The organism is Nodosilinea nodulosa PCC 7104, assembly GCF_000309385.1.
Lineage (GTDB): Bacteria > Cyanobacteriota > Cyanobacteriia > Phormidesmidales > Phormidesmidaceae > Nodosilinea > Nodosilinea nodulosa.
Genome location: NZ_JH976537.1, coordinates 2,698,538 through 2,714,578, shown reverse-complemented (window position 1 = coordinate 2,714,578; position 16,041 = coordinate 2,698,538). Strand labels below are relative to the sequence as shown.

Here is a 16,041-nt window from a genome sequence, read left to right as displayed (position 1 = left end):
ATTTCAATGGCTCTGGACTCCAAAAATTCGCAACAAGCAAATTCATCGAGGTGCGCTTCAAATAATAGTCCGGATTGTTGATAAAGAGTCTGTATTGTAGCTCGGAGCATTAAATTCTTCAGCCACATCACGGTACTAACTCTAATTGTCAGGAGACCTACAATGCTTCTCAACGGAATCGCAGCACCGAACAATACTGTGAGAAACTTTACCCCCACAGGTAAAGGTAAAACCTATTATGTTGCGAACAACGGCAGTGACAGCAATCCAGGAACAAAAGAGCAACCTTGGAAAACCATTAGCTATGCTGCAAGTACAGCTTCTGCGGTCGGTGCAGGCGACACTATTTTGGTTCAGCCGGGAACCTATACCGAGCAGGTTAGTCTAGAGAAATCAGGGAATGCCCAGTCTGGTCACATCGTCTTGAAAGCGAACGGAAACGTGACGCTATTTGACCCGACCCCGACGGTAGGAGACTGGCAAGATGCCCCCATCAAGTCGAGCAGGCAAAGCTACTGGGTAATCGATGGTTTCCAGATCAAAAACACCTCCTGGGCGGGTATTTCGCTGCAAGATGCCAGCAATTTCGTGGTTCAAAACAACCACACGGTTGAGACCGGCGCCTCAGGAATTATTGTTTTACCCAACAGTTTCTTTGGCGGCGGCGAAGGAGAAGTCACCAGCAAAAATATCAAGATTCTCAACAATACGGTCGAACGCGCCAACAACAGATGGACCGGGGCAGGAGGCAACCAAGGCTCGCAAGAGGCAATTAGCATCTGGGGTGTAGATGGCTTTGAGGTTGCGGGCAATGTGGTCAACGGCGGCACTCGCGAGGGAATTGATGCTAAAACAGGCTCTCGCAATGGCTCTATCCACGACAATGTTGTGACCGGAGTGGCCTCGATTTCAGGGACACCAAAAGGTTATAACGGTGGGCCTGCTATCTATGTTGACGGAAATCGAGCGGATACCTTCAATATCGACATCTACAATAACGCTGTCTACGGCAATACGGCAGATGCAATTGTGATCGCCGATGAAGAGATCAACCAGGGGATTGTTCGAGATATTCGCGTTTTCAATAACGTAGTTTACGGTAACGGAAAAAAGGGCGTAAATGGCGGTCTTGGCATTGGAGTGAATAACAATGTCAGCAATGTTGAAATTGCGAACAACACGTTCGTTGGCAACGTGCAGTCTATCGTGATCGATAAAAGCGGACCTGAAGGCACCATTCCTGCTAACATTACAGTTCGCAACAACGTCTTTGCCAACGATACCTATCGAGGCGGCTTAATTGGCGAAGCGAATAATCTGGTTCTAGACAACAATCTCTTTGTCAACAGCTTTGCAAACCCCTACGAAAAGGGCGCAAATACTAAGAACCTGATAGCGACAAATAATACTCAGGTGGCATCTGCTGGTTTCGTCAATGCATCGGCCAACAACTACCATTTAACGCCTTCTTCAGTTGCCGTAGATGCCGGGTCTAACGCAATTCCTGGCTATATCAAAACCGACAAAGATGGCAATCAGCGCAAGTCTGGAAAAGCCGTTGACCTGGGGGCTTTTGAGCTGACTAAGTTCCCAACGCCTACACCCACACCAACCCCGACGCCCACACCCACACCCACACCCACACCCACGCCTCCAGGAAATAGTGGAGATGGAGCCGATCAGCTACCTGCACTGAACCTAGAAACGAGCCGTCTGGTAAACCCAATTCAGAAGATGCAAACCGGCACGGCTAAAAACGATCGCCTGATCGGTTCTGGCGTCAACGATTTTCTAGATGGCCTAAACGGAAACGATTCTCTATTTGGCAACAATGGCAACGACTTGCTGAATGGAGGCCTCGGCGCAGACAGGCTATCTGGTGGCCAGGGGAACGACATTGCCTTTGGCGGTGACGGCAGTGATACGATTCGCGGCGATCGCGGCAAAGACAGCATCAGCGGCGGCAATGGCAACGATCAACTCTTTGGCAATGCCGACAACGATTTCATTCTGGGTGATGCTGGGAACGATTCTATTTTTGGCGGCCCCGGCAACGATAAGCTAGGGGGTGGAAAAGGGAATGATAAACTCTCTGGAGATGATGGAAATGACTATCTTGAAGGTGGTTTAGGCGCTGATATTCTGCTCGGCGGAAACGGCCAAGATACTCTGTTTGGCGGCGCAGATAACGATCGCCTGTTTGGCGGCAAGAGCAACGATATTCTGCTGGGTGGCAGCGGCAATGACTGGCTCAGCGGGGATGATGGCTCTGATCGTTTGACCGGCGGCAGCGGTCGAGATACGTTTGTTCTGGCGATCGGCAATGATTTTATCCTCGACTTTGAGGACGGTGTTGACCGCCTAGCTCTCTCTAACGGCATCAGTTTTGGGCAGCTATCTATTGTTCAAAACGGCAGCTCAACGCTGATTCAACTGACCGATTCAAGCAAGTTGTTGGCAACGCTAAGTGATGTCAACGCAAGTCTAATTAGCAGTAGCGACTTTAGCACAACTTAGGAGTAAATGTAGACACAGTGCGGCGTTGCTGAATCTTGGTGTGAACATCCTACAGGATGTTTGCTTGCGACCCAAAATCAGATGCAAAGATCACGCAACTTAGCAATGCCCAACTGGCCCTGCTGTTGCAGGGCCAGTTCACTTTGGTTTAGGAGACTTGGGCTTGAGCTTTACCCTTCAAAAGGATTCACAATCGTTAAGGTGTCGATCTTTGAGTATCCAAAGTCTTCTGAATAAAGGTTTTGGACATTAATGTCTAAACACGCTGCGACAATCATTGCATCCCAATGAGACAGGCTGAAGCGCTTGTGCAAGTTCTCTGCTCGATCAAGCACGGTCCAAGCAGGCAACGATGTGTACTAAACCTGTTGTAGATCGCGAACATATTGATAGGCTTGGGTTTTGTCGTAGCCCAGAGGTCCCAATTTGCGGCTGGCTGCTTACTCTGCTGCGACTTGCCACAGCAAAACGCCGTCCACCAGCTCAGCCACAAGAGAAGTTGCTACACGTTGCTTGACAGGGTCACGGGGATCGTTGACATAAATCAGGATGTTCGTATCAACGGCGTTCATGCAGAGAGTCTCTGGTGAGGTGGGGAGCGCTGAGAGGAATAGGGTTTTGCTGCATTCGCTCTACTAATGCTCTCAGAAACTGTCGCTTTGCTGCTTCGTCAGCAATGGGGGGTGAAGCTATTTGGGACGTCTGCACCAGCAACTCAACTTCTGTACCTTCGGGGAGATCGAAGGCCGTTTGGGGAATAAAGGCACCGTTGCGGTAGATAGCTCGCAAAGATTGAGTCATGGTGGGTACCCGGATGGAGGCAATCTATTTAAGAATAGCTCGTAGATTGGGTTGAGCTGGCGGAACCAACCTACAGCTACCGTGAAGCCAATGATTAAACCGTAAGCATTTCGGCTTTATTATCAGGTGGTGCAGGTTCAAAACGTAAGACCATAACCTGGTTTAGCCGTAACCCTAAGGATTCGTGGGTGCGCCCTTCGCGATCGCTCGATCCCTTGATAGTGTCGGTTGCTACTCCGTTCTATTCAGAATATCTAGAACTCACTAAGGCATGTGATAGTGATTTTCAAAAAATGACTGAATCCTTTCTAGCTTGATGACTAAAGCATCAAGATTCCTGGTACTTCGCTTTGTCTCAAACTTACTTCCTTCTGCGTGAAATAAATATTCAATAAGATCTTTTGGCTCACAGCTTTCACTACCATGCCATCTGTGGAAGCCCTGATGTATCTCAGAATGCATGACGAGCAGGTTGTCCAAGACATCGGCTAAGTCAGGTCTTGAGCTACGATCAAACAGATGATGAACATGGAGATCAAAAGGTTGTGCAGCAGTGCGCCTTTGTAAAGAAACTTGGCAAGTGTTGTCAGCAATTTTTTTGGCTTTTTCCATTGCCTTTTTTATTCGACTTTCGGATGATTCTAAATACTTTCTTTGCTCTTTGATCGCATCTTCGATTTCTTCAAATACAGTATCTGTCCACGCTTTTCGAGATGCTCGTGATCTTCTCCCATGATTTTGAGACATATCTTGAGCTAAACTAACAATTCCAATTTGGCTCCAGTATTGATTGTTTTCTATAAGATTGAAATGCTTTCCGGGTTGTAGCTGCTCCTGTCCTTCCAAACTGTTATTATTCTGTATTCGCTTAATTGATGCATTTACTCCCTTGCCGTTTGTGCGCAAAATGCGGATAATTTTTGGCCTTTCCAGAAAGACTAAGTCAGGCGTCAAGCTTGCATCATCTAGACTGGAAAATTCAATAGAAACCTGTCTTCTTACTAAGTGGCGACGTATCCTTTTGCGTCGATGGGTAAAAGCTTCTAGTACTTCGTCCACTAAGCTAGCAAAAAAGCCTTGCGTTTCAACTTCCTGAAGATGCTTTGCAAGTGCTACAGCTCCCGCCTCGTAAAATTGTCGTTTTTTGACATCTTTACGTACCCATTCGAAATGCTCTCCCTCAACTAGATCCCATTCATCATCAACATTGCTGTCGAAGAAATCGCAGATTCTGTAGAGTTTCTTGATAGTAATCTTTAATATGCTTGCTGTTTCTTGATCTGATAAGAGAATATGCTTTCGTTGTGCTGCTGGCATTTCAACTATTCACCTCAAATACTTAGCGTAGTAAAAGTAAAGAGTCTCGCATCTTTTGAAGTTCTTCAAAAACCTTGCGATCTCCGCCAGTATCTGGGTGATGTTTTTTCGCTAGCTGGCGAAAGGCCGCATTGATATCATCAGCGGTAGCAGTTTTTGGATCGAGTTGAAACACCTGCCAGGGGCGGAAATTTTTGAGTACGTCAATCCCATTGATAGTGTTTGGCCCAATTTCATTACGCTCGTTCTCAGGAACTCGCACCCATTCGCGATAGAGCGTCAACCATGAATCTTTATAGCTAAAGTTGAAGCTGCGCCCAGCAGTAGCTAGCTTAAACGCCTTGTTTTTCTTGAGAGTTTTATAATCAGAACAGTTGAAAGCCTGGCAAACTGCCTCCTTCAATTCGTTCAGACTTGGTTCAATTTCCTTGAACTTTCCACCATGCACAAATTCAGCAAAGTCTAACAAAATTTGCTCATCATAACTGTGCAGCTTTGCCAGGTTGCGGATTTGTGCTCGAATTTGATTAATGGTCGCTGGCTTGCGACGATTTGACGGCTTTTTCTGACTCATGCAATTTTTGAGGTAGAGACGGGATGCGATACTGGGTACACGTGGGGACACCCTATTACTATCTACAATATGCCCAGCAACGAACCGGAACGCCCTACCTGCATAGCTTAATCTTGATAGTTGATTAGAATGATCTTCATATTGGTAGCAAACCTAAGGGCTTAAGGGCACTGTCCACCCTCAACTCTTAAGCAGCAGCAGGTTTAGGTTCGGGCAGGGGCAACCCGTCTTCCTCTGCCAAAAGCTAAAACCTCTTGACCATTTCGAGCAGCTTCTTCGTAGCTGTTGCCGTAGGTACGATAGGTCTGTTCGGGAAAGTCGGGCAGATGCACCAGAAAGCAATCAGCTTCCTCTGGCCAGATAATTACCATTTCATGACGAAGGGTGCTCATTGTCTTTAATCCCTTTGCTGCAAGAGATGCAGTGCTAAGCAGCCTTCGCAAGCTTGGCCCGTAGCCCAATCACCGTTAGCCCAATAACTTCCTGGGTCGCTTCGTCATAGCGAAGTACCACGCCATCGCCAATATCAACGCCAGCGGCTGGACGAGGTTCACCGACCGATAAATATAAGACATCTGCTTCGTCGTCATAGTCCCAGTTAGCCTGATCAGATGCTTGTAGAATTTTCAGCGTGTCCATAAAACTTCTCTTTGTTGCGATGGGCGACGAGTCAAGTAAGCCGTCAAAATAAAACCATCGATAGCATTGATTTCTCGGTAAGCGACTACAACATACTTGCGTCCTAACTGGGTTGCTTCATACAGCCGAACAGCAAGTAGTTCGCCAGAATCACCTGCTTGAATGAAGTCGGGTTTAGCGATTGTCTCAATAACCAGGCTTCGAGAGCCGTCCATTTCTGGATGTCGCCGGACAATGTGGCTCCATCGCTCATCTGAGAGACGAATCGGAACTCCATTGTGCGATGTTGATACCTCCATTGCCTTTTAATTGTAGAACTGCCGTTTATTGATGCGGAATGTCTGACGTGTCGATGTCATCATCCATCATGGCGCCCATTCTGGCTCAGTCGGTTTTGGATATATTGTTCATAAGCAGTAAGAAACCGGGTTTCTGTTGACCAATGTCAAAGGTCAATTCTAGCCTTTGGGCCAAGAAACCCGGTTTCTGAGTAAGCGAGTTAGGGTAGTTCGGTGGTGCCCATCAGGTAGCGATCGCACTCCCTTGCCGCCCCTCTACCCTCATTGATCGCCCACACCACCAGGCTTTGCCCCCGACGACAGTCCCCAGCGGCAAACACCCCCGGAATCGAGGTGGTGAACTGCTCGTGCTCAGCCTTCACATTGCTGCGGCCATCTTTCTCTAGCCCCAGGGCATCGATCAGCGGCTGCTCGGGGCCTAAAAAGCCCATCGCCAGCAGCACCAGCTGGGCCGGCAGCACCTTCTCGGTGCCGGGCACGTTCTGTGGCACAAACCGCCCGTTTTCGTCTTTGCCCCACTGAATCTGCACCGTGTGAACGGCCTTGACGTTGCCCTGCTCATCGCCCTCAAACTTGGTGGCGGTGGTCAGGTAGGCGCGGGGGTCGTCGCCAAACATGGCGGCGGCTTCTTCCTGGCCGTAGTCCATCTTGTAGACCTTGGGCCACTCGGGCCAGGGGTTGGCGGCAGAGCGAGTCTCCGGCGGCTGGGGCATGATCTCCACCTGGGTAACGCTATTGCAGCCGTGGCGAATCGAGGTGCCCACGCAGTCTGTCCCCGTGTCGCCGCCGCCGATGATCACCACATCCTTGCCCGCCGCCGAGATGTAGTCATTGCCGGGGTAGCCATCCAGCAGCGATCGCGTGTTGGCGGTCAAAAATTCCATGGCAAAGTGAATGCCCTTGAGGTCGCGGCCCTCAATGGGCAGGTCGCGGGGGCGGGTGGAGCCGGTGCAGAGTACCACCGAGTCAAACTCCTTCAGCAGGTTTTCGGCGGAGATGTCTTTACCCACTTCGGTATTGCAAACGAAGGTGACGCCTTCCGCCTCCAGCACATCCAGCCGTCGCTGTACGACCCGTTGCTTTTCTAGCTTCATGTTGGGGATGCCGTACATCAGCAGCCCACCGGGGCGATCGGCCCGCTCGTACACGGTGACCCAGTGGCCCGCCGAGTTGAGCTGAGCGGCGGCGGCGAGTCCGGCGGGGCCAGAGCCGATCACGGCAACCTTCTTGCCGGTGCGCTTGGCGGGCGGAGTCGGGGTAATCCAGCCCGACTCCCAGCCCTTTTCGGCGATGGAATACTCGATATTCTTAATCGTCACCGGGGGGCTGGTGATGCCCAGTACGCAGGAGCCCTCGCAGGGGGCGGGGCAAACGCGCCCGGTAAACTCGGGGAAGTTGTTGGTCTTGTGCAGGCGCTCCAGCGCTTCTTCCCACAGACCCCGGTAAACCAGGTCGTTCCACTCGGGAATCAGGTTGTTGATCGGGCAGCCGCTGGCCATGCCGCTGATGGTAATGCCGGTGTGGCAGAAGGGGGTGCCGCAGTCCATACAGCGGGCTCCCTGGGTGCGGAGGTTTTCCTCCGGCATGTGCAGGTGAAACTCGTCCCAGTTGCGAATGCGATCGGCGGGGGCGACTTCTTGCGCTACTTCCCGCAGGTATTCCATAAAGCCAGTCGGTTTTCCCATGGTGGTTGTCCTGAAGGTGGTTGTTTTTGTTACGTGTAAAAAAATGGCTTACTGTAGGTTGGGTGAAGTGCCAGCGGAACCCGACATCGCGGAGATTTGGCGTTGGGTTTCACTCCGTTCCACGTAGCCCATGACTTGCTCAAGTCTTAAAACCAGAAAGTTGTCTAAATTTTTTCAAGGCCTCTGGTGGATCTAAATCTCCATATTCAAATCTCAGAGCTAGTTGTGCTGCTTTCTCAGCAATCTCTCGAGAGATGTAACCTTTCTGATGTAAAACAAGCATTGAATAATCAGAGCTGTTGAACAATAGCTTTGGAATCTCTTTAGACATGGATTTGACATATTCCTTTTCAAGCAAACCCTTCACAGCAAGGTCACCATCACCATCTATGTATAGATGCAAAGAATCATCTTTTGAAAACCCAGTTGGTTTAGGATCTGAAATACTATCCTCTTCATAATATCTTATATAACAAAAGCAATTAGGATGCTCATTGTGAAAACACACATACTCTACCGAATTTCTGGATTCAACCTTCTTGACAATGATTGACATTTGTTTGTTAGCCAAGGTGTACTTTAACTTCCCTCTAAATGGAGTTTTCTTTTCACTAGGAGGAATTTTGAATCCTACAAAAGTTTTCAAGGTTACAGTGCCAACTGTAGCGTTAGCCACCCCATCTCTAGCTACACTTGACAAGTGTTCTATTATTCGCTCTAAAGCTATAAGCCAAATCAAACCCTCTTCTTTTTCGTTTGAGTTAAAAATTCCAAACTTTGATTGGGTGATATCTATTTCAAACTCGACAGTCAAATGGATGGAGATGAAATAACCAATTAAAATCTTAAGGATGTCATCTCTTCTAGCTAAAATATAAAGCCAGTCCATCAAATAACCAACTTCTCCCCTGGGGTTTTCCCAGTCAAGAAATCCTGTTGTTTTACAGTAATGATTGATCCAGTCGTTGCATTTGTGCTGCAAGTTCTCTTGGAACCATTCCATACTTGAGATGACTAGATTAGAGTCGTCTTCAACCTCTTCTAGTTTTTGTCTTTGGAAGAATTCTGGGTCGATTCCATAAAACACTTTTTCAATGAAGGATTCTGCTGTTTCTAAGTCTTGCTCGTGTGACTCCGACGAAAAACCTTGCTGAGTCTTACCTTTGTCAGATGAATTGCGTTCAGAGCAGTTTTTGTTGGGGTAATCGTAATGACTAAACCAGTTGTCTCGTTTTTCAGAATCCTTGGACTCATTGAAATACAAAAACTGTGTGCATTCATGGCAATATATCTTCCAAAGCCTGCACAAATCATGGGTTAGGTCAGGATCTTTGGCATAAACAACCTCGCCGGCCTTTTCTCCTAGTAATGCCTTTGCTTTATACATGTCACCTTGATCGTGAAGCTATAAATTACGAGAGAAGGAAAGATGCAGCTAAAATCAGGTTATATCTAGGTTGAGGGCAGGCTATGCAGATACCAGAGAGTCCTAGCAATAACGACATTCGTGATGCTCTGCTTCAGCTCAGCCAGGAGGTTAAGGAACTTCGGCAAGAGGTAAAGCAGCTCAGTCAAACCCTTAAACATCCTCAGAATTCTATTCGGGTGAAGCCAACTGCTTCCGATCGCATGATTCAAGGCGCTATTTGGGTAATTATCGCGGCGGCGATCGTGTCTGTAGCCTCCAACGTGACGGCAATTATTCTCAAAAGCCTTGCGGCGCATTCCGTTTAAGAAGGGGATCTGTAGGGTGCATTCGCGAAGCAATGCACCAGAATGCGGGTTTCTCGCGTGGTGCATTGCGGCTCAAAGGCGAAATCGGGGGTGATTAGCCTGGGGTTGTGAGCCGCGAATGCACCCTACGGTTAACTTCCTCCGATGCGCGCGACATCGCGGGCATTTTCTTCAAAGGCGGCGGTGAGGGCATCGTCGCCGGTCAGCCCATCGGCCAGAGCTTTTTGAATGTGTTGCAGCACCCGCTTGTAGTCGCGGGGCATCACCTTCACAAACTTGGCCACGGCGTTATCCCAGTCTTCTAGCAGCGTGATCCCGCGCTTGCTCTCGGTGTAGTTGATGTGGCGCTGAATCAGCTCTTGCAGGTCGCGAATTTCTTCGGGATCTTCGAGCTTCTCTAGGTCCACCATTTCGGTGTTGCAGCGGGTGGCGAAATCGCCCGCCTCGTCGAGCACGTAGGCGACGCCGCCGCTCATGCCCGCCGCAAAGTTGCGCCCGGTAAGCCCCAGAATAATCGCCTTGCCGCCGGTCATGTATTCGCAGGCGTGGTCGCCGACCCCTTCCACCACGGCAGTTACGCCGGAGTTGCGCACGCAGAAGCGCTCACCCGCCAGCCCGCGAATGTAGGCTTCGCCGCTGGTGGCCCCGTAGAAGGCCACGTTTCCGGTGATGATGTTCTCTGCGGGGACAAAGGTGGACTGTTTGGGCGGGTAGAGGATCAGCTTGCCGCCGCTGAGGCCTTTGCCCAGGTAGTCGTTGGCCTCACCTTCCAGCTCCAGGGTGACGCCCTTGGGCACAAAGGCGCCAAAGCTCTGGCCAGCGCTGCCCTGGAAGTGCAGGCGAACCGTGTCTTCGGGCAACCCTTCCCAGTGGCGCTTGGTGATTTCGTTGCCGAGAATGGTGCCGACAACCCGGTTGATGTTGTGGATGGGTAGAGTGGCGGTGACCTTTTCGCCGCGCTCAATGGCGGGGGCACAGAGATCGAGCAGCTTGGTCATGTCCAGAGATTTCTCCAGGCCGTGGTCCTGGGCCATCTGGCAGTAGCGGCCGACTTCGGGGCCAACCTCGGGCTGGTGGAGAATGGGGGAGAGATCGAGGCCTTTGGCTTTCCAGTGCTCAATGGCCTGTTTCGGCTCTAGCACATCGGTGCGACCCACCATTTCATCCAGGGTGCGGAAGCCAAGCTCGGCCATCAGCTCCCGCATATCCTGGGCGATGAACCGCATGAAGTTGACCACGTGGTCGGGGTCGCCCATGAAGTGCTTGCGCAGCTCGGGGTCTTGGGTGGCGACCCCCACCGGGCAGGTGTTCAGGTGGCAGACCCGCATCATGATGCAGCCCATGGAGACCAGCGGCGCGGTGGCGAAGCCAAACTCCTCGGCCCCCAGCAGGGCGGCCACCACCACATCGCGCCCGGTTTTCATTTGGCCGTCGGTTTCGACCACCACCCGGCTGCGCAGGTTGTTCATTACCAGGGTTTGGTGGGTTTCTGCCAAGCCCAGCTCCCAGGGCAGACCGGCGTGCTTGATGGAGGTCTGGGGAGAGGCCCCGGTGCCACCGTCGAACCCGGCGATGAGGATGACATCGGCGTGGGCTTTGGCCACCCCGGCGGCGATGGTGCCGACGCCGACCTCCGACACCAGCTTGACGTTGACGCGGGCGTCGCGGTTGGCGTTCTTGAGGTCGTGGATCAGTTCCGCTAAGTCTTCAATGGAGTAGATGTCGTGGTGGGGCGGCGGCGAAATCAGACCCACGCCGGGGGTGGAGTGGCGCACCTTGGCGATCCAGGGATAGACTTTGCGGCCCGGCAGCTGGCCGCCTTCGCCGGGTTTTGCGCCCTGGGCCATTTTGATTTGCAGCTCCTGGGCCTGGGAGAGGTAGAGGCTGGTGACGCCGAAGCGGCCCGAGGCCACCTGCTTGATGGCGCTGTTTTTGGAGTCGCCCTTTTCGTTGGTCCAGGTGTAGCGTTCGGGGTCTTCGCCGCCCTCGCCCGTGTTGGACTTGCCGCCGAGGCGATTCATGGCGATCGCCAGCGCCTCGTGAGCCTCCTTAGAGATCGACCCGTAGCTCATCGCTCCGGTCTTAAAGCGGCGGGTAATGGCCTCCACCGGCTCGACTTCATCGAGAGGGATCGGCTGGCGTGGCTTGAACTGGAGCAGATCGCGCAGGCGGAAGAGTTGTTTCTCCTGCTCGTTGACCAGGGCCGCGTACTGCTTGTAGGCCTCGTAATCGCCCGTGCGCACGGCCTTTTGCAGGGTGTGGATCACCTGGGGGCTGAGCAGGTGGGCTTCCCCTTCTTTGCGCCACTGGTAGTCGCCGCCCACATCGAGGGTGACGTGGGAGCTGGGGCGATCGGGGAAGGCGTGGCGGTGGCGCTGGAGGGCTTCTTCGGCCAGTACGTCGAGCCCGACGCCCTGGATGCGGGAAGCGGTCCAGGTGAAGTACTGGTCAATCACCGACTGGTTCAGGCCCAGGGCTTCAAAGATCTGCGCGCCGCGATAGCTCTGAATGGTGGAAATGCCGATCTTAGAGGCGATTTTGATCACGCCCTTGGTGACGGCCTTGACGAAGTTCTGGCAGGCTTTGTCGAAGTCCATGGGGGGCAGGAGCTGGTCGGCCATCATGCCTTCGATGGTGTCGAACACCAGGTAGGGGTTGATGGCACCGCAGCCGTAGCCAATTAGGGTAGCGAAGTGGTGGACTTCGCGGGGTTCGCCCGACTCCAGCACCAGGCCGACGCGGGTGCGACTGCCGTTGCGAATCAGGTGGTGGTGCAGGCCCGCAACGGCCAGCAGCGCGGGAATGGGAGCGTGGTCGGCGTCGATGGCGCGATCGCTCAGAATGAGCAGGCTGGTGCCGCCTGCAATAGCCTCGTCCGCCGCCTTGAAAATCCCCTCCAGCGCCGCCTTCAGCCCGGCCTCACCCTCAGCCGCCGTAAAGACCATCGGCAGCGTCACCGAAGGAAAGCCGCGAGCACCCGCCTGCTTCAGCTTCGCCAGCTCCGCATTGGTGATAATCGGCGTCTTCAGGTTGATCAGCCGACAGCTCTCGGGTTCGGGCTTGAGCAAATTGCGTTCGCTGCCGATGGTGGTATCGGCCGAGGTAATGATCGCCTCGCGAATGGAGTCAATCGGCGGGTTAGTCACCTGGGCAAACAGCTGGTGGAAGTAGTCGTACAGCAGCCGAGGCTTGTTGGAGAGCACCGGCAGAGGTGTGTCGGTACCCATCGCACCGATCGCCTCAACGCCATTCTCGGCCATCGGTTTCAGCAGCAGCCGCAGCTCTTCGAAGGTATAGCCGAAGGCGGTCTGGAGATTAGGGAGTGAGGGGATGCCATTCTCCCCATCTCCCCATCTCCCCATCTCCCCATCGGCCAGATCAGCCAACTTCACCAGGTGCCGATCCAGCCACTCGCGGTAGGGATTTTCGGTGGCGATCTGGTGCTTGATCTCTTCGTCCGCAACAATTCGGCCCTCGTCCATATTTACCAGGAACATGCGGCCCGGCTCCAGACGGCCTTTGTAGGCGACATTCTCGGGCGCGATGGGGAGGACACCCGCCTCGGAGGCCATGATCACCAGGTCGTCTTTGGTGACGGTGTAGCGGGAGGGGCGCAGACCGTTGCGATCGAGCACCGCGCCCATCATGGTGCCGTCGGTAAAGGCGATCGAGGCGGGGCCGTCCCACGGCTCCATCAGGCAGGCGTGGTATTCGTAGAAGGCCTTTTTCTCAGGGCTCATCGACTCGTGGGCCGCCCACGGTTCCGGAATCATCATCATCACGGCGTGGGGCAGGGAGCGGCCCGCCAGGGTCATCAGCTCCAGGGTGTTGTCGAAAATGCCCGAGTCGCTGCCCTCTTTATTGATGATCGGCTGGGCTCGCTGGAGATCGTCGCCAAACAGCGCCGACTCAAACATCGACTGGCGGGCATACATCCAGTTGATGTTGCCGCGCAGGGTGTTGATTTCGCCGTTGTGGGCCACGTAGCGGTAGGGGTGCGCCCGCTCCCAGCTGGGGAACGTGTTGGTGCTAAAGCGCGAGTGCACCAGGGCCAGGGCGCTCTCCATATCGCTGTCGCCCAGGTCGGGGAAGTACAGCCCCACCTGCTCCGGCGTCAGCATGCCCTTGTAGACCAGCGTGCGGCAGGAGAGGCTAGTGGCGTACAGGTAGGGGTCGACCCCGGTAGAGTTAATGGCGGAGTGCGCCCGCTTGCGAATGATGTAGAGCTTGCGCTCAAAGGCCTGGTCATCGGCCAGATCGCCAGAGCGCTGGATGAACACCTGCTGCATAAAGGGTTCGCTGGCTTTAGCGGTTTCGCCCAGGGAGCTGTTGTCGGTGGGCACATCGCGCCAGCCGAGTACCTTTTGACCTTCTTCGGCGGCAACCCGCTCAAAAATGCGCCGACCTTTCTCGCGATCGCCTGCCTCTGGCGACGCAAAGAAGAACCCAACCCCGTAGTACCCCGGTGCGGGCAAGGTAATGCCCACTGCCGCCGCCACCTTGGCCATAAATTTATGGGGCATTTGCAGGAGAATGCCCGCCCCGTCGCCAGTGTTGGCCTCGGCCCCGACCGCGCCCCGGTGAGCCAGATTGACCAAAATCGTCAACCCCTGCTGCACGATGGTGTGAGACTGCGAACCTTTCATATGAACGATGAAGCCGACGCCGCAGGCATCGTGCTCGTACTGGGGATGGTAAAGACCTTGAGCTTGGGGCGGTTGGGATAGGGTCATTGATTTATCAGGCACAACGGTGGAACTCAAACCAGAAGAGATTTAGGCTGGGAATAGCAGTATAGATCGTGCCTAGGTATTCTCCGACGGGAGCCAGGGTACTGACCAGTCTCTTAAGAAAATGATCCAGATCAATGATTGAGAACTTTGCGAAATATAACGAAGCTCGAAAAGCTTGAATGTATAAATTTCTGCTACTTCTAATACAACTACAAAAAACGATACGCTATGGCTGGCTTTAGCTAGGGAACTTGAATGCGATCGCTTTGGTTCAAGACTAAAAAGATTGTTCTCTGTGTTCTTTTTGCTCCAGGCTCTGAAACAGACTTTTGCTGAAAAATTGGGAAGCCAGACGGTTTTTGAAAGTTTTTCCATGGCTGCAAAAGTGGTCATTGTAGGTTCGTGTCACCTGCGGAGGAAGATCTAAATTATTTGAGATTTGCGGCATCCACATTGACGAAAAAACGGGACAGCATCGCGGTGAATTCGAGCGAAGAAAACGGTTAATTTTACTTGAAGGCTGTCGAGGAAACAATGTTTAGAGAGAAGGCGATCGCCCAATATAGAGTGGTTGACCGCATTTCAAAAGAATTTTATGTCTCAATGATCAGTTGCAGCAGCTGTTCGGTGGAGACCTTACCGCTCATGTCGGTGCCTTCGAGTAGGCTGTCGGCCAGGTCGCGCTTTTGCTTGTGCAGGTCCACAATCTTTTTTTCGATCGTATTTTTGGCCACCAGGCGATAGATGGTGACCGGGCGCAGCTGGCCTATCAAGCTACAGCGTAGCCTGTATGAGGCCGAACAGTGGCGGGGTGAAATCCTAATACAATGCGATTTTTGGGGATTCCAGCGTCGACGAGTTCGTAGGTGACGCCATCTTCGGTCTCATCTCGTTGCACCCAGATTTTGCCGTCGATGATGTCCAGGTGAACCAGACAGCCATGGACGCGAGTTTTGTCATCCCACCCAATGGTCATCAGTAAGTAGCTATCATGGATTTCATCAAAGATAGGCTTGCAAACCATGTCTCCATGGGAGTAGGGAATCTGGGTATAAGGAAGGAGAATATCTTTGATGATTTGGCGATATTGGGCTAGTTCTTCCATTGGATAATAACCTCATCCTCAGCATCAAATACGATCAGTTTTAAGTCTTCGTCTTGGATCATTAGTTGACCAATTGGTTCTTCAAATAGCGATCTAAAGACAAAATCGTTGACGGCCAAGTAAAGTACGTAGTCTGGGTAAGTACGACGCATTACAGATCGATAGATAGCATACTGCCCGATTGCATCCCGAAAAGCCTCCATTTCTGAGGCGCTAATGAAGCTTTTAACCTCAACGGCAATCTTTTCCTCGGCCCGAGTTGCCATAATTAAGCGCTTTGCACCCAAATCGACGTACATATCTTTTCGACCCCATCGTAGGTGAAGGGGGTCGTGGATAATGATCCATCCGTCTTTCATCAGCGCCTGCTTGACGGCATCATGGTAGAGGTCAAAAGCTGGCATAGCTTAGGGCAGCAATGCTATTTAAGCAGCTCAGTAGTTTGAGTTAATGGGGAATAGCCGACGGGATGATCATAGCAATCTATGCCCTGATTGACTGACCAAAGTGCTGATGTAGGTGGTGTTGATCTTTAGCGTAACTCAACACCAGTAACGGTTCTGTTGGGTTACGCTAAAGCTAACCCAACCTGCGGCAGCATAAGGGTTTTAAGGGTTTTGTCGGTCAACTAGATCTA

Annotated in this window: 13 protein-coding genes and 1 pseudogene; 2 read left to right on the top strand and 12 right to left on the bottom strand. The window is 52.3% G+C overall.

Annotated features, from left to right (window positions below; translation table 11 throughout):
- Positions 1-162: 162 nt before the first annotated feature.
- A complete protein-coding gene (locus LEPTO7104_RS40065; protein ID WP_155523617.1) occupies positions 163-2,517 on the top strand; it encodes a choice-of-anchor Q domain-containing protein in 2,355 nt (784 codons plus the stop codon).
- 440 nt (positions 2,518-2,957) lie between these two features.
- Here LEPTO7104_RS40065 and LEPTO7104_RS42335 read toward each other — a convergent pair whose 3' ends face one another.
- The 8 genes from LEPTO7104_RS42335 to LEPTO7104_RS0112620 form a co-directional block, all read right to left on the bottom strand.
- A complete protein-coding gene (locus LEPTO7104_RS42335; protein WP_017298947.1) occupies positions 2,958-3,089 on the bottom strand; it encodes a PIN domain-containing protein in 132 nt (43 codons plus the stop codon).
- Complete coding sequence (locus tag LEPTO7104_RS38225; RefSeq protein ID WP_071527229.1) at positions 3,076-3,318, bottom strand: antitoxin family protein; 243 nt, start codon at positions 3,316-3,318, stop codon at positions 3,076-3,078. The genes LEPTO7104_RS42335 and LEPTO7104_RS38225 overlap by 14 nt, the downstream gene beginning before the upstream one ends.
- A 264-nt stretch (positions 3,319-3,582) precedes the next feature.
- On the bottom strand, positions 3,583-4,635 hold the full coding sequence (locus tag LEPTO7104_RS0112650) for a hypothetical protein (protein ID WP_017298946.1): 1,053 nt from the start codon (positions 4,633-4,635) through the stop codon (positions 3,583-3,585).
- A 22-nt stretch (positions 4,636-4,657) separates the two neighbouring features.
- On the bottom strand, positions 4,658-5,209 hold the full coding sequence (locus LEPTO7104_RS0112645) for a J domain-containing protein (RefSeq protein WP_017298945.1): 552 nt from the start codon (positions 5,207-5,209) through the stop codon (positions 4,658-4,660).
- A 203-nt stretch (positions 5,210-5,412) separates the two neighbouring features.
- Positions 5,413-5,601 (bottom strand): type II toxin-antitoxin system HicB family antitoxin, encoded by a 189-nt coding sequence (locus tag LEPTO7104_RS33675; RefSeq protein ID WP_040695418.1) that lies wholly within the window; start codon positions 5,599-5,601, stop codon positions 5,413-5,415.
- 34 nt (positions 5,602-5,635) lie between these two features.
- Complete coding sequence (locus LEPTO7104_RS0112635) at positions 5,636-5,848, bottom strand: DUF2283 domain-containing protein (protein ID WP_017298944.1); 213 nt, start codon at positions 5,846-5,848, stop codon at positions 5,636-5,638.
- A 499-nt stretch (positions 5,849-6,347) separates the two neighbouring features.
- Positions 6,348-7,832: a glutamate synthase small subunit gene (gene gltD / locus LEPTO7104_RS0112625; protein WP_026072642.1), complete on the bottom strand. Its 1,485-nt coding sequence runs from the start codon at positions 7,830-7,832 to the stop codon at positions 6,348-6,350.
- Positions 7,833-7,971: 139 nt separating this feature from the next.
- On the bottom strand, positions 7,972-9,219 hold the full coding sequence (locus LEPTO7104_RS0112620) for a hypothetical protein (RefSeq protein WP_017298941.1): 1,248 nt from the start codon (positions 9,217-9,219) through the stop codon (positions 7,972-7,974).
- Between the two features lie 83 nt (positions 9,220-9,302).
- Between LEPTO7104_RS0112620 and LEPTO7104_RS0112615 the strand changes: the two genes are divergently transcribed.
- The gene (locus LEPTO7104_RS0112615; RefSeq protein ID WP_017298940.1) at positions 9,303-9,566 is read left to right on the top strand and encodes a hypothetical protein; all 264 of its coding nucleotides are present in this window, start codon (positions 9,303-9,305) and stop codon (positions 9,564-9,566) included.
- A gap of 131 nt (positions 9,567-9,697) precedes the next feature.
- Here LEPTO7104_RS0112615 and gltB read toward each other — a convergent pair whose 3' ends face one another.
- The 4 genes and pseudogenes from gltB to LEPTO7104_RS0112595 all read right to left on the bottom strand — a co-directional run bounded on the left by gltB (position 9,698) and on the right by LEPTO7104_RS0112595 (position 15,808).
- Complete coding sequence (gene gltB, locus LEPTO7104_RS0112610) at positions 9,698-14,299, bottom strand: glutamate synthase large subunit (protein WP_017298939.1); 4,602 nt, start codon at positions 14,297-14,299, stop codon at positions 9,698-9,700.
- 593 nt (positions 14,300-14,892) lie between these two features.
- Positions 14,893-15,081: pseudogene (locus tag LEPTO7104_RS0112605) on the bottom strand (hypothetical protein); the annotation flags it as partial.
- Complete coding sequence (locus LEPTO7104_RS0112600; protein WP_017298937.1) at positions 15,069-15,404, bottom strand: XisI protein; 336 nt, start codon at positions 15,402-15,404, stop codon at positions 15,069-15,071. The pseudogene LEPTO7104_RS0112605 and the gene LEPTO7104_RS0112600, both read right to left, overlap by 13 nt.
- Positions 15,392-15,808 (bottom strand): element excision factor XisH family protein, encoded by a 417-nt coding sequence (locus LEPTO7104_RS0112595; protein WP_017298936.1) that lies wholly within the window; start codon positions 15,806-15,808, stop codon positions 15,392-15,394. Before LEPTO7104_RS0112595 ends, LEPTO7104_RS0112600 begins: the two co-directional genes overlap by 13 nt.
- Positions 15,809-16,041: the final 233 nt, after the last annotated feature.

What these genes read in the sequence shown, in the direction of transcription:
- LEPTO7104_RS38225 (WP_071527229.1), bottom strand. Translation starts at nt 3,318, where the DNA reads ATGACTCAATCTTTGCGAGCTATCTACCGCAACGGTGCCTTTATTCCC.
- LEPTO7104_RS0112600 (WP_017298937.1), bottom strand. Translation starts at nt 15,404, where the DNA reads ATGGAAGAACTAGCCCAATATCGCCAAATCATCAAAGATATTCTCCTT.
- LEPTO7104_RS0112635 (WP_017298944.1), bottom strand. Translation starts at nt 5,848, where the DNA reads ATGGACACGCTGAAAATTCTACAAGCATCTGATCAGGCTAACTGGGAC.
- LEPTO7104_RS0112595 (WP_017298936.1), bottom strand. Translation starts at nt 15,808, where the DNA reads ATGCCAGCTTTTGACCTCTACCATGATGCCGTCAAGCAGGCGCTGATG.
- LEPTO7104_RS42335 (WP_017298947.1), bottom strand. Translation starts at nt 3,089, where the DNA reads ATGAACGCCGTTGATACGAACATCCTGATTTATGTCAACGATCCCCGT.
- LEPTO7104_RS0112620 (WP_017298941.1), bottom strand. Translation starts at nt 9,219, where the DNA reads ATGTATAAAGCAAAGGCATTACTAGGAGAAAAGGCCGGCGAGGTTGTT.
- gltB (WP_017298939.1), bottom strand. Translation starts at nt 14,299, where the DNA reads ATGACCCTATCCCAACCGCCCCAAGCTCAAGGTCTTTACCATCCCCAG.
- LEPTO7104_RS33675 (WP_040695418.1), bottom strand. Translation starts at nt 5,601, where the DNA reads ATGAGCACCCTTCGTCATGAAATGGTAATTATCTGGCCAGAGGAAGCT.
- LEPTO7104_RS0112615 (WP_017298940.1), top strand. Translation starts at nt 9,303, where the DNA reads ATGCAGATACCAGAGAGTCCTAGCAATAACGACATTCGTGATGCTCTG.
- LEPTO7104_RS0112650 (WP_017298946.1), bottom strand. Translation starts at nt 4,635, where the DNA reads ATGCCAGCAGCACAACGAAAGCATATTCTCTTATCAGATCAAGAAACA.
- LEPTO7104_RS40065 (WP_155523617.1), top strand. Translation starts at nt 163, where the DNA reads ATGCTTCTCAACGGAATCGCAGCACCGAACAATACTGTGAGAAACTTT.
- LEPTO7104_RS0112645 (WP_017298945.1), bottom strand. Translation starts at nt 5,209, where the DNA reads ATGAGTCAGAAAAAGCCGTCAAATCGTCGCAAGCCAGCGACCATTAAT.
- gltD (WP_026072642.1), bottom strand. Translation starts at nt 7,832, where the DNA reads ATGGGAAAACCGACTGGCTTTATGGAATACCTGCGGGAAGTAGCGCAA.